Source organism: Xanthomarina maritima (assembly GCF_008084905.1).
GTDB lineage: Bacteria > Bacteroidota > Bacteroidia > Flavobacteriales > Flavobacteriaceae > Xanthomarina > Xanthomarina maritima.
Genome location: NZ_VSFC01000050.1, coordinates 1 through 19757, shown reverse-complemented (window position 1 = coordinate 19757; position 19757 = coordinate 1). Strand labels below are relative to the sequence as shown.

The 19757-nt window shown below is 30.0% G+C and carries 19 protein-coding genes; 13 read left to right on the top strand and 6 right to left on the bottom strand.

Annotated elements, in window-relative coordinates; translation table 11 throughout:
* Positions 1–4: 4 nt before the first annotated feature.
* Complete coding sequence (locus FVF61_RS09215) at positions 5–499, bottom strand: RNA polymerase sigma factor (protein WP_148455569.1); 495 nt, start codon at positions 497–499, stop codon at positions 5–7.
* A 127-nt stretch (positions 500–626) separates the two neighbouring features.
* Between FVF61_RS09215 and FVF61_RS09210 the strand changes: the two genes are divergently transcribed.
* Positions 627–1907 carry an NAD(P)/FAD-dependent oxidoreductase gene (locus tag FVF61_RS09210; protein ID WP_148455567.1) on the top strand — a complete coding sequence of 427 codons (1281 nt, stop codon included), beginning with the start codon at positions 627–629 and terminating at the stop codon, positions 1905–1907.
* 61 nt (positions 1908–1968) lie between these two features.
* Here the strand turns inward: FVF61_RS09210 and FVF61_RS09205 are convergent, their stop codons facing one another.
* The gene (locus FVF61_RS09205) at positions 1969–2640 is read right to left on the bottom strand and encodes a lysoplasmalogenase (protein ID WP_233586766.1); all 672 of its coding nucleotides are present in this window, start codon (positions 2638–2640) and stop codon (positions 1969–1971) included.
* Positions 2641–2771: 131 nt separating this feature from the next.
* Between FVF61_RS09205 and FVF61_RS09200 the strand changes: the two genes are divergently transcribed.
* The 6 genes from FVF61_RS09200 to FVF61_RS09175 all read left to right on the top strand — a co-directional run bounded on the left by FVF61_RS09200 (position 2772) and on the right by FVF61_RS09175 (position 9029).
* Entirely contained in the window at positions 2772–4925 is a 2154-nt protein-coding gene (locus FVF61_RS09200) for a TonB-dependent receptor (protein ID WP_148455565.1), read from the top strand.
* Positions 4926–5019: 94 nt separating this feature from the next.
* On the top strand, positions 5020–5751 hold the full coding sequence (locus FVF61_RS09195) for an energy transducer TonB (protein ID WP_148455563.1): 732 nt from the start codon (positions 5020–5022) through the stop codon (positions 5749–5751).
* Positions 5752–5967: 216 nt separating this feature from the next.
* Complete coding sequence (locus FVF61_RS09190; RefSeq protein ID WP_233586763.1) at positions 5968–6570, top strand: tetratricopeptide repeat protein; 603 nt, start codon at positions 5968–5970, stop codon at positions 6568–6570.
* Positions 6571–6575: 5 nt separating this feature from the next.
* A complete protein-coding gene (locus FVF61_RS09185; protein ID WP_148455559.1) occupies positions 6576–7913 on the top strand; it encodes a 2TM domain-containing protein in 1338 nt (445 codons plus the stop codon).
* Positions 7904–8227, top strand: coding sequence for a 2TM domain-containing protein (locus tag FVF61_RS09180; protein ID WP_233586761.1), 324 nt, complete (start codon positions 7904–7906; stop codon positions 8225–8227). The genes FVF61_RS09185 and FVF61_RS09180 overlap by 10 nt, the downstream gene beginning before the upstream one ends.
* Positions 8228–8273: 46 nt before the next feature.
* Positions 8274–9029: a LytR/AlgR family response regulator transcription factor gene (locus FVF61_RS09175; protein WP_148455558.1), complete on the top strand. Its 756-nt coding sequence runs from the start codon at positions 8274–8276 to the stop codon at positions 9027–9029.
* 1 nt (position 9030) lies between these two features.
* Here FVF61_RS09175 and FVF61_RS09170 read toward each other — a convergent pair whose 3' ends face one another.
* Positions 9031–10206 carry an LETM1-related biofilm-associated protein gene (locus tag FVF61_RS09170; protein ID WP_148455556.1) on the bottom strand — a complete coding sequence of 392 codons (1176 nt, stop codon included), beginning with the start codon at positions 10204–10206 and terminating at the stop codon, positions 9031–9033.
* Positions 10207–10355: 149 nt separating this feature from the next.
* Between FVF61_RS09170 and FVF61_RS14415 the strand changes: the two genes are divergently transcribed.
* The 5 genes from FVF61_RS14415 to FVF61_RS09145 all read left to right on the top strand — a co-directional run bounded on the left by FVF61_RS14415 (position 10356) and on the right by FVF61_RS09145 (position 14384).
* Positions 10356–11006: a DUF4331 family protein gene (locus tag FVF61_RS14415; protein WP_148455554.1), complete on the top strand. Its 651-nt coding sequence runs from the start codon at positions 10356–10358 to the stop codon at positions 11004–11006.
* A 22-nt stretch (positions 11007–11028) separates the two neighbouring features.
* Positions 11029–11601: a DUF4331 family protein gene (locus FVF61_RS14410; protein WP_148455552.1), complete on the top strand. Its 573-nt coding sequence runs from the start codon at positions 11029–11031 to the stop codon at positions 11599–11601.
* A gap of 146 nt (positions 11602–11747) precedes the next feature.
* A complete protein-coding gene (locus tag FVF61_RS09155) occupies positions 11748–12410 on the top strand; it encodes a DUF4331 family protein (protein ID WP_148455550.1) in 663 nt (220 codons plus the stop codon).
* Positions 12411–12427: 17 nt separating this feature from the next.
* Positions 12428–13015, top strand: a complete 588-nt coding sequence (locus FVF61_RS09150; protein ID WP_148455548.1) for a DUF4331 family protein — start codon at positions 12428–12430, stop codon at positions 13013–13015.
* Between the two features lie 73 nt (positions 13016–13088).
* Entirely contained in the window at positions 13089–14384 is a 1296-nt protein-coding gene (locus FVF61_RS09145; protein ID WP_148455546.1) for a tetratricopeptide repeat protein, read from the top strand.
* Between the two features lie 175 nt (positions 14385–14559).
* On the opposite strand, the gene FVF61_RS09140 is transcribed toward FVF61_RS09145, so the two are convergent.
* From FVF61_RS09140 to FVF61_RS09130, 3 genes are all read right to left on the bottom strand, one after another.
* Positions 14560–15369 carry a hypothetical protein gene (locus FVF61_RS09140; protein ID WP_148455544.1) on the bottom strand — a complete coding sequence of 270 codons (810 nt, stop codon included), beginning with the start codon at positions 15367–15369 and terminating at the stop codon, positions 14560–14562.
* 443 nt (positions 15370–15812) lie between these two features.
* Positions 15813–16619: an anti-sigma factor gene (locus FVF61_RS09135; RefSeq protein ID WP_148455542.1), complete on the bottom strand. Its 807-nt coding sequence runs from the start codon at positions 16617–16619 to the stop codon at positions 15813–15815.
* Between the two features lies 1 nt (position 16620).
* Positions 16621–17151 carry an RNA polymerase sigma factor gene (locus FVF61_RS09130; protein ID WP_148455540.1) on the bottom strand — a complete coding sequence of 177 codons (531 nt, stop codon included), beginning with the start codon at positions 17149–17151 and terminating at the stop codon, positions 16621–16623.
* Between the two features lie 270 nt (positions 17152–17421).
* Between FVF61_RS09130 and FVF61_RS09125 the strand changes: the two genes are divergently transcribed.
* Entirely contained in the window at positions 17422–19650 is a 2229-nt protein-coding gene (locus FVF61_RS09125) for a TonB-dependent receptor (RefSeq protein WP_148455538.1), read from the top strand.
* Positions 19651–19757: the final 107 nt, after the last annotated feature.

Genomic DNA, 19757 nt, shown 5'->3' with positions numbered 1-19757 from the left:
ATGATTACGGATTTAAAATAGTTTTTAGTTTTGTCTTTACACGATTCATTTTAACTCTAGCGTTAACTTCACTAATTCCTATTGTTTCACTAATTTCTTTATAGTTCTTGTCTTCTAAATAAAGGAACACAAGCGCTTTTTCAATATCGTTTAATTGATGTACTGCTTTATAAAGCAGTTTTAACTGCTCTTCTTCAGTATCGTCGTATGGTTCAGAAGATATTTTATATTGAAATGCATCAAATTCTTCAGTTTTTATAGAGCGTTTACGTTTTCTATAAAGCGTAATGGCAGTATTTAAACCAACACGATACATCCATGTACTAAATTTTGAATCGCCTCGAAATTTCGGATAGGCTTTCCAAAGTTGAATGGTTATCTCTTGAAATAAATCGTTATGTGCTTCTTGGTTGTTCGTATAAATTCTACAAACCTTATGCACAATGTTTTGATTCTTCTCTAGTTCTTCTATAAAATTATGTTCTAACTCTTTATTCAAACTGTTAGTTTAGTTATACTATAAGTAGTATATTATTTAATTTGTTACAAATTCTTGAAACATTATTTAAAAATAGTGTTTAACAGGCTTAAATTGTATCTTTGGTATAGATTTTTTTTTGCATATTATGAATATCCCAAAATCTGAATTTCCTAGAATTGTTATTATTGGTGGAGGCTTTGCTGGTGTTAGTTTAGTTAAAAAACTAGCTAATAAAAAAGTACAGGTTGTTTTATTAGACAAACATAATTACCATACGTTTCAGCCATTATTATATCAGGTATCTTCTTCTGGATTAGAACCCGATTCTATTGCCTATCCTTTAAGAAAAATTATAAAAAAGCAAAAAAACACGTTTTTTAGATTGGCTAAAGTAAATTCTATTGATGTTTCTTCAAATAAAGTAATAACAGATATTGGAAATTTAGTATTCGATTATTTGATAATTGCTACAGGAACAAAAACGAATTATTTTGGTAATAAAGCTATTGAATTTAATAGTATGCCAATGAAAACGGTTCCTCAAGCTTTAAATATTAGAAGCTTAATTCTTCAAAATTTTGAAAAAGCGACTATTGCCAATACTAAAGATGAGCGAAATGCATTTTTAAACTTTGTGATAGTAGGTGGAGGTCCTACTGGAGTAGAGCTAGCAGGTGCAATTGCAGAACTTAAAAATCATATCCTTCCTAGAGATTATCACGATTTAAATCCTAGCGATATGCAAATCCATTTATTAGAAGGTAGTCCAAGGCTGTTACCTCCAATGAGTGATCATGCGTCAAAAAAATCTTTAGAGTTTTTAGAAAAGTTAGGTGTTGTTGTACATTGTAACACGTTTGTTAAAGATTATAATGGCTTAAAAGTTTCAACCAATACAGATTTAATATTAGAATCTGAAACGTTAATTTGGGCTGCTGGAGTTACTGGAAACCCAATAATTGGTTTGCCTATAAATTCTTTAGTTGAAAAAACAAACAGATATCTAGTTAATAGGTATAATCAAGTAGAAGGATTTAGAAATGTTTTTGCTCTTGGAGATATTGCATTAATGAAAACTGAAGAGTATCCAAATGGTCATCCTCAAGTAGCTCAACCTGCAATCCAACAAGGTGAATTATTAGGTAAAAATTTGATCAAATTAATAGAAGGTAAGCCTTTAATAAAATTTGAATATAAGGATAAAGGTTCTATGGCAACCATAGGTAGAAACAAAGCAGTAGTAGATTTAAAAGCTTATAAATTTGCTGGATTTTTTGCTTGGTTTGTTTGGATGTTTGTTCACTTAATGTCTTTAGTTGGATTTAGAAATAGAGTAGTAGTTTTCTTTAATTGGACGTACAATTATATCAATTTTGATAAAGCAGCAAGGCTAATTATAAGACCTTTTAAAAAATTAAATTTATAATTTAAATAAACCTTGTAAGTGCATGGAATACAATATTATAACTATTTGTTATAGAAAAAACCTATGGTTGTTTTAAGAGCCCGAAAACGATAAAAAGCTGTGCAAAAGCATATGTAAACATAATACTAAAATTTGAAAAAGGCAATGGTTGATAAAACTTATTTAAAGCCAGAATACTGTCCGAAATCATAAATAAAATTGCTCCAATAAAAACCAAAATAAAACTATATTTAACTACTTGATCTTTTCTTAAAAATGCTGAAGTTGCCATAGTTAAAATAACAATCATATACATGATAACTGGAAGTAACATTTCGCCTAAAGTATCTTTCAAAATATAAAATAATAGAGTTCCATATAGTAGCATAAGTGTAATAAAGAGGGTACCTCTTTTTGATCGATTTCTTTGTTTTAAAAACACCAATACATAAAAAATATGAGCTGTTAAAAAAGCTATCAAACCACCTATAAAAAAGTTTTGAGATTGGCTTACAAACATCAGAAGAATATCTCCCAAAAGAGAAAAACACAATGCTAATAAAGTAAATTTTTTAATTGTTTTATTTATATGGTTACTCTGCTTATAAAAATATACTATTAAAGAAATTAGTAATGCTGGTTTTGCAATATAGTTTAGACTTGCAGTACTATCGATACTTGATGTTGCAATTTCAAAAGCTAAAAGTATAATAAATAATATTGAGAAGTTTTTTTCGGTTTTTGTAAGCATCATTGTTGGGTTAAAATCAAATATATTCAATTCATCATACAATTATTACAATTCAGTCATTTTTAGTTTCTGTTTTTTCATTAATAAAAGAGATTTGTCATATACATCGAACAATCGAACAGAAAACTAGCCAAATGAGATTATTCATTTTTATCATTTTATTATTCAGCTCTATTTCTGGAGTTTCTCAATCTATTGTAAGTGGAAAAGTGTTGGATAATAAAAATAATCCAATAGAAGGAGCCAATGTGTATTTAGATGGTACTTATGATGGTAGTACTACCAACGATAAAGGAGAATTTTCATTTATTACAGATGCATCAGGAGAAAATACTTTAAAAGTATCATTTCTTTCTTTTGAAACTTTATCTCTTACCAAAGAAGTTTCAGAATTAAACAATTTGCAAATAGAACTTCGTGAAGATATAAATGCATTAGATACTGTGGTTATTTCAGCTGGAACATTTTCAGCAGGTGATAATAGTAAGATTTCTGTATTAAAGCCATTAGATGTGGTAACAACAGCAAGCGCTTTAGGAGATTTTGTTGGAGCATTACAAACTTTACCTGGAACTACTACAGTTGCCGAAGATGGAAGACTATTTGTTAGAGGAGGGGAAGCAGAAGAAACCCAAATTTTTATTGATGGCATTCGTGTTTTTACACCTTATGTACCTACTACAAACAATACTCCAACTAGAGGTAGATATTCTCCTTTTTTATTTGATGGAATTACTTTTTCTACAGGAGGTTATTCAGCAGAATATGGCCAAGCTTTATCTTCTGTTTTACTATTAAATACTATTGAAGAACCAAACCAAGAGAAAACAGATATTGGAATTATGAGTGTTGGAGCTGCTTTAGGGCACACCGAAAAATGGGAATCAAGTTCTTTAAGTGTTAATGGAGCCTATATTAATCTAGCTCCATATATTGCTTTGTTTCCAGATAGAAACCATTGGATAAAACCTTTTCAAGGAGGATCTGGTGAGGCTGTTTTTAGAAAAAATTTAAGTCAAGGGTTACTTAAAATGTATTCTGCATTTGAGTTTAGTAGTTTTGATCTTATTCAAGAAGACATTAATTTTCCAGAAGGAATACATAATAAATTAAAAAATAAAAATTTATATTTCAATAGTTCATATAAGGGTGTTTTGAATGATAATTGGTCTGTTTTTGGTGGTTTAAGCTATACTTATAACTATAGTAAATTTGAAGTCATAGACGATAAAATTGATGATAAAGAAAATTCATTTCATGCCAAATTTAAATTAAAACACAATTTTAGTAGTAGATTTAAATTAAATATTGGAGCAGAATATTTTTCAACTAATTTTAAAGAAAATTATGACAATCCTGTTATAAATGAAGTCTCTTATGGATTTAAAAATAATATAACTGCTGTTTATTCTGAAGCAGATATATTCTTTTCAAAAAACTTAGCATTAAAAGCGGGATTAAGATTAGAATATAGCGATTTATTTAAAGAATTAACCTTATCTCCTAGAATGTCTTTAGCTTATAAAACTTCAGCTAAAAGTCAAATATCTCTAGCTTATGGGAATTTTTATCAGAATCCGAATAATAATATTTTAAAATTTAATCAAGATTTAGACGCTGAAAGCACAAGGCATTATATTTTAAATTATCAATTAAATAATGATGGGAAAATATTTAGAGCAGAAGCATATTATAAACAATATGATGATTTAATTAAATTCGATACTGAATATGCAGATTTTTCTAGCAATTATTCAAATTCTGGAACGGCCTATGCTAAAGGTATAGATTTGTTCTGGAGAGACAATAAAAGCATCAATAACTTAGATTATTGGATAAGTTATAGCTATTTGGATAGTGAAAGAAATTATAAAAATTACCCAGCAACAGCAACTCCAAATTTTGTTAACACTCATAACCTTTCAGTAGTAACAAAATATTGGATTGAAAATTGGAAAAGTCAAGTTGGAATGAGTTATGGTTTTGCATCTGGTAGAACTTATACAAACCCAAATATTGAAGGTTTTTTAAATCAAAAAACGAAATCTTATAACAGCTTAAGTCTGAATTGGTCATATTTGATTTCGCAACAAAAGATATTATATTTTTCAGTAAACAATGTTTTAGGAATCAAAAATATAAATGGTTATCAATATGCAGATGTACCAGACAGTAATGGTAATTATGCTAGAAGAGCATTAAGACCAGCAGCAGATCAGTTCTTTTTTGTTGGATTCTTTTGGACAATAAGCGAAAATGGAACCGATAACCAATTGGATAATCTGTAATAAAAACACTGTAAGAATTTAGCTGAAAACATGACTAATATCATAGTATTTAGATAGTTATAATACTAACTTTAATGCTATAAAATGTATCGTCATGGAAGCAAAAAAAAATCCAAACGTTGCAGTAAATAGAAACAGTAGTATTTATTTCGCTTTAGGATTAAATGTAATGTTACTTTTTACTTGGTTATCCTTTGAACATAAAACGTTTGAAAAATCAGACATATTATTAGAGAATCTTGATCTTATAGAGGAATTCGAAGAAGATATTCCTATTACAGATTTAAATATACCTCCACCACCTCCACCACCTCCAGTTCTTTCAACGCCAGAAACCATTACTATTGTTGAAGACACAAAAGAAATTGAAGAAACGGTTATTGAAAGTACTGAAACTGGACAGGACGATATGATAGAAGAACGCATTGTTGATGTTAATGAAGTTGAAGTTGAAGAAGTAGATGAAGATGTATCTGTACCTTTTTCTGTTGTTGAAAAAGTGCCAATATTTCCAGGGTGTTTAGAAACATCAAACGACGATTTAAAAGCTTGTTTCAATAAAAAAATAAATGATCATATTATTAAAAACTTTAGATATCCACAAGCAGCATTAGAATTAGGAATATATGGAAAAGTATATGTACTATTTACTATTGATAGAGAAGGAAATGTTACTAATATTAAATCTCGAGGACCTGATAAAATGCTAGAAAAAGAGGCAGAACGCATTATTGGTTTATTACCACAGATGAAACCTGGTTTGCAACGTGGAAATCCAGTATCTGTTCCGTATAGTATTCCTATAAATTTTCAAATTCTAAATTAGAATCCTAAAAAGAACACGATTCAATAGTATTTTAAAAGTAAAACACTTTCTTATAAAAAGAAGGTGTTTTTGTGCTTAAATCAACTTCTATTTACAGTTCAGAAATGAAATATTACAATTCGGTTCAACTCTTTTTATTTGTAGGATTTTAAGTTTGATATTTGATTTATAATTAAAAAAATAACTAAAATGCTAAAAACAAAACATTATATACTTATGATAGTCACATTACTTTCATTAAGTATTCATTCTCAATCAAATTATGAGAAAGGCATGGAAAAAGCTTTTTCTTTTTGGGAATTGGGTGATATTAATGCAGCAGAACAATTATTTGAGCGAATAGCAAATGCAGAACCAACCGAGTGGTTACCTAATTATTATATTGCTCAAATTAATAGTTTAAAAAGCTGGGAGGAAAAAGATGCAACTATTATAAAAGCGCAATTAGATAAAGCTCAGTCATATTTAGATATTGCAAAATCTATAAGTAAAGACAATCCAGAAATTATGGTTTTGCAAGCACATATTTATACAAATTGGGTAGTTTTTGATGGTGCATTTTATGGAATGAAATATGGAGCCACAATTTCTGAATTATATGAAAATGCTTTTAAAATAGACCCAGAAAACCCAAGAGTGGTTTTTAGTAAAGCAGATTGGGCTTATGGAAGTGCCCAATATTTTGGACAAGACACAACACCTTATTGTAAAGAGATTAAAGAATCATTAGAACTTTTTGCTAACTTTAAACCTGTATCTAAATTTGCTCCAAATTGGGGATTAGAACGTGCAGTACAAGTTTTAAATGAATGTAAATAATACATATGAATAGAAATTCTAAAAATATCTTAATAACATTTGGCATAGGCTGTTTGGTGTTTGTTATTGGTAATGCACTATATAATGGTTTTGAATTTGAAAGTGTTAGAGAATTTCTAATTGATTTTACATTTTATCAATTATATGCATTTGTTTTAGGATACTCTAATATGTTCTTTTTTAATTATCTGGAAAAATTACCTTGGAAAAAATCTGATGGAATAAAGCGAATTATTATTGGAATTTCTGGTTCAATTATCATTACTTTATTAGGGTTGTTTTTATTAAGAATGCTTACTGGAATGTTCTATAATGATCAATCTTTCGAAGTATTTATTACTAATGAATCTTATACAAATTACTCTTTTGGATTATGGATTACCTTATCAATTGTAATTACGTTTCACGCTATATATTTTTTTAAAAAAAATCAGGAAAAAAAGGTTAAAGAATCTCAAATAGTTGCACAAACTCAAACAGCAAAATTCGATGCTTTAAAAAATCAGCTAGATCCACATTTTTTATTTAATAGTTTAAATGTATTAACTAGTTTAATTGAAGAGAATCCAGAAAATGCCCAAAATTTCACTACTTCATTATCTAAAGTTTATAGATATGTTTTAGAGCAAAAAAATAAAGACTTGGTGTCTGTAGATGAAGAATTAAAATTCGCAAAAACATATATGTCTTTATTAAAGATGAGATTTGAAGACAGTATTATTTTTGATATTCCAGAAAAAGCTTCAAACCCAGAAAGTAAAGTGGTACCATTGTCTTTGCAGTTGTTATTAGAGAATGCTGTTAAGCATAATATGGTAACAGAGAACAAGCCATTACAAATCAAAATTTTCGAATTTGAGGGAAGTTTAGTTGTAGAGAATAATTTACAACCAAAACAAATAGTAAAAAAGAGTAGTGGTGTAGGATTAAGTAATATTACACAACGTTATAATTTATTAACTAAAAGAAAAGTAAACATCAATCAACAAGCAGACAGTTTTGCAGTGTCAATTCCTATGCTTACAAAACAAATCACAATTATGGAAACAAATAACTCACAAAGCAGAGAAGATGCATATTATAGAGCAAAAAAACAGGTAGAAGAATTAAAAGGGTTTTATGGAAATTTAATATCTTATGTTTGTGTTATTCCTTTATTAATTTTTATAAACTATCAAACTTATTGGGGTTTTCAATGGTTTTGGTTCCCAATGTTAGGTTGGGGAATGGGATTAATATTTCATGGATTTGCCGTATTTGGTTATGGTAAATCATGGGAAGAGAGAAAGATTCAAGAAATCTTAGCGAAAGAAGAAGAATATAAACAAGAAAAATGGAGATAGTTATGAACCAAGATATTTCAGATTTAGAATATTTAGATCGTGTTAGAAAACGAGTTAAAAAGATTAAAGGATTTTATTCTCATTTACTTGTGTATATAGTAATAAATATTATGATAGTTATAATTAACATTCAAGATTTAGAGCCAGGAGAAAGTTATTTTCAATTTAAAAATTTCTTTACTTTATTTTTCTGGGGAATAGGCCTTCTAGTTCATGGATTAAGTGTGTTTTTACCAGACTTTATTTTTAGTAAAAATTGGGAAGAACGAAAAATTAAAGAGTTAATGGAAAAGGATAGAAAGCAATGGGATTAAGATTTATAATGGTTTTAAAAGGTATATTATAAAAAAAAAGACACACATGAGAGTTATTATTATTGAAGACGAAAAACCATCAGCTAGAAGATTACAACGTATGTTAGATAAAATTGGAGTTCAAGCTGAAACAATGCTTCATTCGGTTGAAGAATCTGTAACTTGGTTTCTCGAAAATGAACATCCAGATCTTATTTTTTTAGATATACAGTTAAGTGACGGTCTTTCGTTTGAAATTTTCGATTTAGTCAAGATAAAATCATCCATCATATTCACAACAGCTTATGATGAGTATGCTCTTCAAGCTTTTAAATTAAATAGTGTGGATTATTTGTTAAAACCAATAGATCCAGAAGAAATGCAACAAGCAGTTAATAAGTTTAATTCAAATCTTAATGATCAATCATCAGTCACTTTAAATTTCGATGAAATTAAAAAGCTGTTAGTGAATTCTAATGAGAAGGCATACAAGAAGCGCTTTTCAGTTAAAGTAGGGCAACACTTAAAACTTATTTCAGTACATGAGATTGAATGTATTTTCAGTGAGAATAAAGGAACTTATTTGCATACTGTAGATGGTAGAAATTACTTAATAGATTTAACTTTAGAACAATTGGAAGATGAATTGAATCCAGATTTATTTTTTAGAGTTAATAGAACTTTTTATGTAAATATTAAAGCTATTAAGGATATGGTTAGTTATACAAATTCTAGATTGCAAATTAAATTGAATTCCTATAATGAACAAGATGTAATTGTAGCCAGAGAAAAAGTAAAAGATTTTAAAGCCTGGTTAGAATAGATTAATCTTCAATTCGATTGTCATCAAAAGAAGATGGCAATAATTTTGGTATAAACTTTATTACCAAAGGTAATAACAAAGCACCACCAGGAAGCATAAAAATAGCTAAGCTTGGTATAGATTTAAAAATATCTAATAGCTGTGTTTGAACCTTTTTTTGTTCTTCATCACTTAAATCTCTAACAGTCGATTTTGATAATAGAACCATCAATTCTTTGCTTTCTAAAAGTTCTTTTTGAAGTCGTTTACTGTTTCTTGCTATTAGTTTCTTAACCATTTTACTCGAATTTGAATAAAAGGTTTTTACAATATTTTGAGAACTTAATAAGGCAATCTTATCTTTATTTTCTTTATAAAATAATTCTATAAATGTTATTGATTCTTCCACCCTATTAGGTTCTAGTTGAAGCCTATTCCCTAATGTTTTTAATAGAATTTTTTCACTTTTATCAATAGTTAAATCTCCCCAAGTTGCCATACTGGCAATATCCATAATATAAAATTTTTCTAAATCTGTATTAATAAATACAAGAGCTTCTTCAAAGGTTAAAGATTCATTGGTTTTATATCGAATAGATTGTTCAACTAGTTTTATTAAACTTTCGTCATATTCAGTTTTTACGGCTTTAGAATTTAATACTTCACTAACAATAGATTCTATAGCAGATTCTAAATGTTGTATATGTTTTTCAGAGATTTCTTGAGTTTGTAAAAATGCTTTGTAAGCTATAACATCAATAAAAAGTAACGCATTAGTTATAAAATAATTAAAACTTCTGTCAATTAAATTATCATCAATTTGAATACGCTTTTGAATTATTTTTTCTAATAAAGAAGCTGTTTTCTTTTCACCTAATATTTCAGAAAAAATGGATGGTGCATGGGCATTAATTTCAATATAAAAGTTAATTACACTCTCAATAAAATTATTATTGGAAGGATTATTTTTTTCAAAAATGTACTTTAAAGCAAGTAAAAAATTTACTTTACAAATTTCTTCTTCAGTAAATCCGGAATAATTTATATAATCTTTTAAGATTTTAATATTACTTCCATATATAAACCCACTTTCCCTTAAGGACTCATAAAACACAAGATAGTCAGTTTCATTCCAAATAGGGTTGTGGTCTATTTCTTTTAGTAACTTTTTTATCCAGCCACTTGCTGATGGATTCATTGTTTTAAATATTTCAATGATGTAAAGATAAATTATATATCTAAAATCAACCTAAATTTTAAGATGTAAAAAAAATATAAAACCGACTTATACTTTTTTTCGTAGGTATTGGTGAGAGACAATTATTAATTAACAAAAAACTCACTATTATGAAAAAAATGAAAGTAATATTAGGAATTAGCATCTTAGCAGTTGCTGGTTTCTTTATGGTTGCAGCAGATCATATCGATGCTCCTGCAGTACAAGGTGGTACAAGTGATATCACAGATTTCTACGCCTTTCAAGGGCAAAACACAGACAATGTAGTATTTGTTGCAAATGTTCAAGGATTATTAAGTCCTATGGCAACTGCAGATGCAACATTTGATGAAAATGTGTTAATTGAGTTTAACATTGATACTACTGGCGATAATGTTGAAAATTTAGTTATTCAAGCTATTCCAAGAGATGGTAAAATGTACTTTTTTGGACCAACAAACCCTGGAACTACTGGGTTAAATAGTTCTATCGAAACGGCTGGAGCACAATCTGTGGTTGATATTTCACCTTATGGGTCTAACGCGATTACTAAAACAAGTAATGGACTGAAAATATTTGCTGGCCCTAGAGACGATCCATTCTTTATGGACTTTGCACAGTATAGTGAAATTATAGCTGGAAATGCAACTGGATTCAATAATCCAGGCTCAGACACTTTTGCAGGAACAAATGTGATGTCTATTGTAGTAGAAGTACCAAAAGGCATGCTAGGTGGTTCAGGAACTGTAAACACTTGGGTGGAATCTAAAAGAAAACAATAATAACCTTTAAAATACTAGAATTATGAAAACTCTATTAAATATAAAAAACATCATTGCAGTCTTAATGATTTCAGGTTTAGCCTTTAATTGTTCAAACGATGATGATATGAATACGGTAACTCCAATGCCGACAGAACCAGATTTTTCTGGTCTTTATGTGCAACAAGATCAAATGGGAAGGCCAGCAGTAAACACTGTTTTTGGGTCTTCGGCAAGTAAAGATATGTATAACATAACTCCTCCTTCTCAGCAAGGTGCTGCTTTTCAAAGCATGTTTCAAACTAATTTAATGGCTTTAAGTCCTGCTTACGCAAATCCTGGAGATGCCAATGCACTTGGGTTAGATGCTGCAACTTTTACAGGATTGTTGGCTACAGATGTATTAAATCTGTCATTAGATGGAACCACTACGTTTTACGATGGAACTAATGTGTTAACTGGTCGTGCCTTAGCAGACGATGTTATTACAGTAGAATTGCTTCTAATTTTTGGAGGTGAAGATTTTTCTGAAAATCCAACGCTTTCAAATGATAATGTAGATGCAAACGATAAGCCTTTTTTAGCCTCGTTTCCTTACCTAGCTTCTGCTTGGTAAAATAATAAATAGCATCAGCATGGTTATCACATGTTGATGCTATCACTTAAATCTTAATACTTAACCTAGCCAGATTAGCAAACCATATCTACTATAAGAAGCCTCAATGTTGTGAAAAAATAATTTATTAATTAAATACATTTATTATGAAAAAAATGAATCAAATTTTTGGAATCAGTTTGCTGTTTGCTGCTGGTTTATTCATTATCGCAGCAGACCACATTGATGCTCCAGAAGTAGCTGGTGGTGCTAGCGATATTACAGACTTCTATGTTTTTCAGGCGAAAAATACAGACAACATGGTGTTTGTAGCGAACCTTCAAGGGCTTTTAAGTCCAGGAGCAACTGCAAATGCTAGTTTTGACGAAAATGTTATGATTGAATTTAACATTGATACTAATGGAGATAATATTGAGGACTTAGTCATTCAAGCTATTAGGAAAGATGACAAAATGAATGTTATTGGACCAGTTGCACCTTCGCAAACAGGTTTAATAAGCACTCTAGAAGCATCAAATTTTGGCAACGATGTTTCTAAAGTAGAAATTACTCCTTATGGTTCTCAGGCAATTATTAACACTTCTAGTGATGGAATGTCAATCTTTGCAGGACCTAGAGATGATCCGTTTTTTATGGACTTTGCACAATATAGTGCTATTATTAGTGGTAATGCCACTGGATTTAACAATCCTGGAGCAGACACTTTTGCTGGTACTAATGTTTTATCTGTAGTTGTTGAAGTACCTAAATCCATGATTGGAGGTACAGGTACTATAAACACTTGGGTAGAATCTAAAAGAAAACAATAATCCAAAAAACGAAAATCATGAAAATTTATAATATAAAACTAGTCGCATTATCTGCAATTATAGCGTTTATGGCATTTAGCTGTAGCGACAACGATCAGATGGATATTCAAAAAGAAGAAGAAGTCTATAAAAAAGGCAATCCATTTCAAGCAATCTATTTACAGGAAGACCAGATGGGAAGACCTGCTGTAAACACGGTTTTTGTTAGTTCAACTAGCAAAGATATGTTTAACACGACTATTCCTTCGGAACAAAACTCTCTGTTTCAATCTATGTTTCAAACTAATTTAATGGCTTTAAGTCCAGCTTATGCTAATCCTGAAGACACAAATGCATTAGGATTAGATGCTGCAACTTTTACAGGCTTATTAGCTACAGATGTGTTAAACGTCTCATTAGATGGTGTAACAACTTTCTTTGATGGAACGAATGTTTTAACAGGAAGAGCTTTAACAGACGATGTGATTACTGTAGAACTTATTTTGATTTTTGGAGGTGAAACTGGATTAACAAATCCGGAATATCCAACATTATCAAACGATAACGTAGATGCTAACGATAAAGCATTTTTAGGTGATTTCCCATATCTCGCCTCACCTTGGTAAAATATGCTCATAATCAGAGCATGCTTCAAGTGTGCTCTGATTTTTTTTAAAAACAAAACAAAAAACAAACAAAATGAAAACGTTTAACAAATGTATACTAATGGTTGTATTGCTACTGTTTTTAACCAGTTGTCATACAAACCAAAACAAAATTACAGATGTAGAAGATTATAATCTATATCTGGAATCAAAAGAAAATATAACAAAGCAAAAAGCCACTGAGGAACTTAAATTTTGGGAAGAAAAGCTAGAAAAAGAACCGAGTCAGTTTCCTTATTTGACTAAAATTGCTTCGGCACAATCTAAAATGTTTCATACTACTGGAGATATCGATTATTTAATTCATGCTGAAGAAAGCTTGATTCAAGCAAATAAACGCACAAATTACATGCAATCAGGTTATTTAAGAGCTCTAGCAAGAAATTATATTTCGCAACATAGATTTAAAGAGTCTTTGGAACTTTTGAAAAAAGCAGAAACCATAGGAGAAAATTTAAAAGGCACTCAAAAGATGCTTTTTGATGTCTATTTAGAATTAGGAAATCACGAAATGGCTAAAACATACCTTTATGAAATTAAAGATGTTTCAGATTTCGATTACTTAATCCGTTTGTCAAAATGGAGCGATCATCAAGGAGATTTACAGGCTGCTATAAAATATATGGAACAAGCTATGGCTATTTCAGAATCTTCTAATATGGCTGACTTTAAGCAATGGACCTACACAAACATTGCTGATTTTTACGGACATAACGGAGAAATAGATAAGTCTTACACCTATTATTTAAAAGCCTTGGCATTACATCCAGACAATGCCTATGCAAAAAAAGGAATTGCTTGGATTGTTTATTCTTATGAAAAAAATCCAGATGAAGCCCTTCGTATTTTAAATAGTATTTCTAATAATCATCAAGCACCAGATTATTATTTGTTTAAATCTGATATTGCTGAATACCAAAACAATTTAGAAGAAAAAGAAAAAAATCTAAATCAATATTTTAATGCCGTTGCCAACACAAAATATGGCAATATGTACAATAAGTATAACGCTATATTATATGCTGAAGAATTACAAAAAATAGATAAAGCTCAACAAATTGCAAATACCGAAATTGAAAATAGACCCACACCACAGTCTTACGATTTGTTGGCTTGGACCTACTATAATAAAGGAAAATATATTAATGCTTTAATTGTAGCCGAAGAACATGTTGCAAATAAAACATTCGAACCTGAAGTTTTATTTCATTTAGCTAAAATTTACAAAGCCAATGGGAAAATAGCTGAAGCTGAAAATTTAAAAAAAGAATTATTAGAAAGTACATTTGAGCTTGGACCAGTTATGGAACGTGAGATTCTTAAAATTTAATCTATGAATATTGAAGTAGTCTAAACCAATAAAAAACATGTTTTTTTAAGTTAAAAATACATATTGAGGGATTTGCTAGTGTTTTTTGTTGGTTTTTTGTGAAAACGTCAAGTTTGTTTAAGCTTGGCGTTTTTGTTTTTTTATATAGGTGTCTCAGCACGATGTTGGCTTACTTTTATAAATCTGTTTCTGTTATTGAATTTTGTTTTGCGTTATATATAAATAACTTATTTAATGCAGTAGAAGTCACTATAAATTCTTCTATTCCAAATAAATCAAATCCATATAATCTAAATGTGCAAATATCAGTTGCCGAAATGTAGGGCGTCATTTTTAAATGAGAATGTATTGCAGAAACAACAACTTCGTTGTTCGGACCTTTAGTTTGAGTAGCTATTAATGTTTTATGAAATTTTCTCCAATATATAATATTTCCTCTTTTGTCTGTTTTAAATAAATAATCATTTCCAAAGGGAATTACATTTGAGTTAGGCGTCCCAATAATTATATAAAGTTTAAATCCATTAACTTCAGGAATCAATACTGGGTTTGGATTAAAACCTTTTTGAAAGCTGAAACTATATTTTTCTGAATTAGAATTAAGATTATTGAGAATAACATTTTTAATTTCAAATATTTTTGAAATTTTTTCTGGTATTGGTTTAATTTCAAAATCCTCTGAGCAGGGAACTTTTAAATTTTTCTTGGTAAAAGTATATTTTGCTATTTGATTTTTATATTCTTTATCTGCAAAAACAGCAAAAAGTGTGTCATTAGAATGATACACTATATACGTCCCAATATTTTCTTTAATTCGTTTATTTGAATAAGCCAAATCTGTAGAGTTCCATGTAATTTTCTCATAATTATAAAGTAAGTCAGCTTCTTTTATTATTGAATCCAGTATTATTTTATTAGATATTTCTTGTGAAAAGGCAGAAATAGGTAGTATTCCTAAAATCAGAATATATATAATTTTATTCATTATTTTGTTCTTAATATTAGCCAACAATTGTATACATACAATAGTCCATATCCACGATATACAAGCTACTAAAGTAACATAGTTTTCTAGTCTTTCTAATGGGTTTTTTAGGGTTTTGCTTCCAGTTTTGTTCGAGAACCCTCTCAAAAAGCTCGATTTTTAAAAAATACAGTAAAGTCGTTCTCGAACAAGTCTCAAACAAAACCACCTTAAAATAGCATATATGTGTCAATTTGTGTCAATCTGTGTCAAGGGTTTGGTTTGTAATATTTTAAAAAAGATATTTCATGTGCTTTTACCCTTAAATCTCAAAGTTATGGATAGTCTTTAATATCAAAATATTTAAATAAGTTTTATAAAAAACAAATAACTCATTATCCACAAAATTAATAGCGACAATGAGTTATTAGAAGTAAATATGTTCAATAAAATGAATTTAAACCCTAAGACGCTTCTACAACTCCAAGCGTATACAATTGCTCAAGAGTAGGAGATTCGCTTCCACCTGCTGGTTCTAAAGTAATCCCAAAGGCTTCAGTAGCATTGGCATTTTCAATAGTAAAGAGTTTGTTCTCGTCTGTACTAAAGGTATCTATGGTTCCAAGACTGGTTGGTGTTAACGGATTCAAAGTTAAAGACCAAACCTGATACACTTTTCCTTGTGGTGGTTCTGGTAAACCTTGTACATCTAAAACAACTGTGTTGGTTTTTTTATCCCAATAAGCTTTTGCATAAGAGTCTGGAGATACAGCTTGTCCAGCAAGTGGTACAGCAATAATGTCTTTGTCTCTTAAGAAAGTGATGAGTTGTTTAGTTTCGGTTAAATCGTTACTATATTTTTCAATAGTTACTTCTAAAAGTTCCTTGTCTGTTTCTACCGTTTGAATTTGTTCTTTTAAGTCGTTATTCTCAATAATAAACCAAAATAAACCAAGTCCTATAACAAGCGATGCTGCCCAACCTACAAAACTAAACCAATTTGTTCCAGGTTTGTGTAATGGTCTAACGGTAGTTTCTTTGTCTGTAATTATACCTAGTTTTTCTTTTACAGCTTTAAACAAATGTTTCGTGTCTGTTGGAGATACTGCTGCTGTTAGTTTTACTATGGTTGACTCTATTTTTAAAACTTCGTCTAGTAATTCTGGATGTTTTAATAATTGCGCATAGATTTCCTGATTCTCTTTTTCAGAAAGTGATCCTGCAACATACAGCTCTAAAATTCCAGATTCTATGTAGTCTTTAATATCCATACTAAACGTCGAGCATGAGTCTTAGCTCGTTTATACAATTTCTATTTCTTGTTTTTACAGTTCCAATAGGCATGTCTAAAGTTTCTGAGGCTTCTTTTTGTGTGTACCCTTTAAAATATAAAAGTTCAATGACTTCAATGCACTTTTTTTTCAGTTTACTAACAAACTTTTTAATGCCAATGGCATCGGTTTTTTCGTCCAAGTTATCATGGTCTTGTATGATATCTACGAAATAATCTGAATTGAGGTTTTTACCTGAGTTTTTAAAGCTTTTAGAGCGTATCTTATCTATAGCTGCATTTCTAGAAATGTTTATCAGCCAGGTGAAAAATCTCCCTTTTTGTGGAGAATAGCTGTCTGCACTATGCCAAGCTTTTATAAAAACTTCCTGCATTACGTCTTGAGCTATATCTTGATCTCTAACAATATTATAAATAACGCCAAGCATGCTTTCGCTATACATGTGGTATAAAGTTTCAAAAGCTTTTTCGTCTTTGTTTTGAAATTTAGAAACAAGTTGTTCTAATTGCATATAGTGTTTTTAATAAGTTTCTAAAATACTAAAATATATGATAATCATTGTATAAATAAATGTTTATTTAAGAAGTTTATAAAACCTAATGTCATTTTTTTTCGTAGGTATTTGTACAAGACAAATTGGTAAATAATAATAGTTTGACTTTAGGTTTTGAAAAGTAGTAAATAGCAAAAGTTAAAAAGCTGTTAACGTTAAAAAGCGGTTATATATGTCGTTATATTTTTACCAGTTAATCATTTATTATCCAATATATAATTAATCAATATGAAAAGACTTTTTACAATCTTAACGCTTTTATTTTTTTATAATGCTCATGCTCAAGACATAAAAGGGATTGTTACAGACGACAACCAAAAGCCATTAGAGGCTGTTTATGTCTATAATACTAAATCTTCCAGTCATGCACATACTATAGCCAATGGATCTTTTATAATAGAAAACAATGCGGTAGGAGATTCATTAACTATTGGTTTATTAGGATATGAAAAATCATTTATTGTAGTAAAAGAGAGTCATTTCAAAAATGGACTTTCAATAGTTTTAAAAAGCAAAACTATTTTATTGGACGAGTTAGTAATAACTGAACAAATTGATGCTTTAAGTAGTTTGTCGAAAGTAGATTTAGAAACAAATCCTGTAAATTCCTCTCAAGAAATTTTGCGTACAGTTCCAGGCTTAATTATTGGGCAGCATGCAGGTGGAGGTAAGGCAGAACAAATATTTTTGCGTGGTTTTGATATCGATCATGGAACAGATATCAACCTGTCTGTAGATGGTATTCCAGTTAACATGGTGTCTCATGCTCATGGACAAGGCTATAGCGATTTACATTTTCTTATACCAGAAACCATCAATAATATTAACTTCGGAAAAGGACCTTATTATGCAGATAAAGGCGATTTCAATACAGCTGGTTTTGTTGAGTTTAATACCAAAGAAGATATTCGCTTTAGTGAAGTAAGTGTTAGTTACGGACAGTTTAATTCCTTGAGAACTCTTGGAATGTTCGATTTGTTAGGAAACACACCTAATCAAAATGCCTATATAGCTTTGGAATATATTCAGTTTGATGGACCTTACGATTCTCCTCAAAACTTTAACCGTATCAACCTCTTTGGGAAATATACAACCTATTTAAAAGGAAACGATAGACTATCGGTTACACTGTCACATTTTAATAGTCGTTGGGATGCTTCAGGGCAAATTCCTCAAAGAGCTGTAGATAGTGGTATGATTAGTCGTTGGGGTTCTATAGATGATACTGAAGGAGGAAACACGTCTAGAACCAATATTAACATGGAATATAATTCGCTTTTAGCTGAAGATTTGCAGTTCAAATCCAATGTGTTTTATTCGCAATATAATTTTGAGTTGTATTCAAACTTTACGTTCTTTTTAGATGATCAAATTAATGGCGACCAAATAAAACAAAAAGAAGCTAGGGATATTTTTGGTTTCAATTCTGAATTTATTAAAGACTCTCATTTAGGATCTGTAGATGCAACATATACTGGAGGTTTTGGAATGAGATACGATTTTGTAAACGATGTAGAATTATCGCATACCCTAAACAGAAACGAAACATTAAATTATATGGCACTAGGAGATGTAAACGAAACCAATATGTTTGCCTACATAAATGCAGATATAGATCTTGGAAAGTTTGTTGTAGCTCCAGCCTTGCGTTTAGACTATTTTAAATTTATGTATAACGATGCTTTGGTTAGCGATTATGAAACACTTTCGGAAACAAAAACCATTGTAAATCCAAAGCTGAACTTCTTTTTTAATCAGAATCAAAACCTACAATGGTTCTTAAAAACAGGAATAGGTTTCCACTCTAATGATACTAGAGTTGTGGTTCAACAAGAAGAAGAAGATATTTTACCGAGAGCTTATGGAGCTGATTTAGGAGCAATTTGGAAACTATTTAAAAAAGTAGTGTTTAATTCTGCTTTATGGTATTTGTTCTTGGAACAAGAGTTTGTGTATGTTGGAGATGCAGGAATTGTAGAGCCTAGTGGAAAATCAGAAAGATATGGTTTAGATTTAGGCTTGAGATATCAAATAACAGATTGGTTGTATTTTGATACAGATGCTACGTTAACACATGCAAGAAGTGTGGATGAGCCTTCAGGTGAAGATTACATTCCATTAGCGCCAGATTTTACACTTACAGGAGGATTATCGGTTAATAATTTAAAAGGTTTCTCTGGTGGCATTAGATATCGTTATCTAGACGATAGACCAGCAAACGAAGATAATTCTATAATTGCTGAAGGTTATTTCATAACAGATTTAAACCTAAGTTATGAGTTTACAAATAATTTAGTTTTTGGGATTGCTATTGAAAACCTTTTCGATACCGAATGGAACGAAACACAATTTGCTACAGAATCTAGATTACAAAACGAGATAGAGCCTGTAGAAGAAATACATTTTACTCCAGGAACTCCGTTCTTTTTGAAAGCTAATATTAGTTATAGATTTTAAGCCAATTGTACATTATATAAATAAACGTCATTTCGAGTGATTTGCCAAGCATGAACAAATGTTGCAGTGTCTTGTCCTGAAATAGCTATACACAAAACAAGTGTATG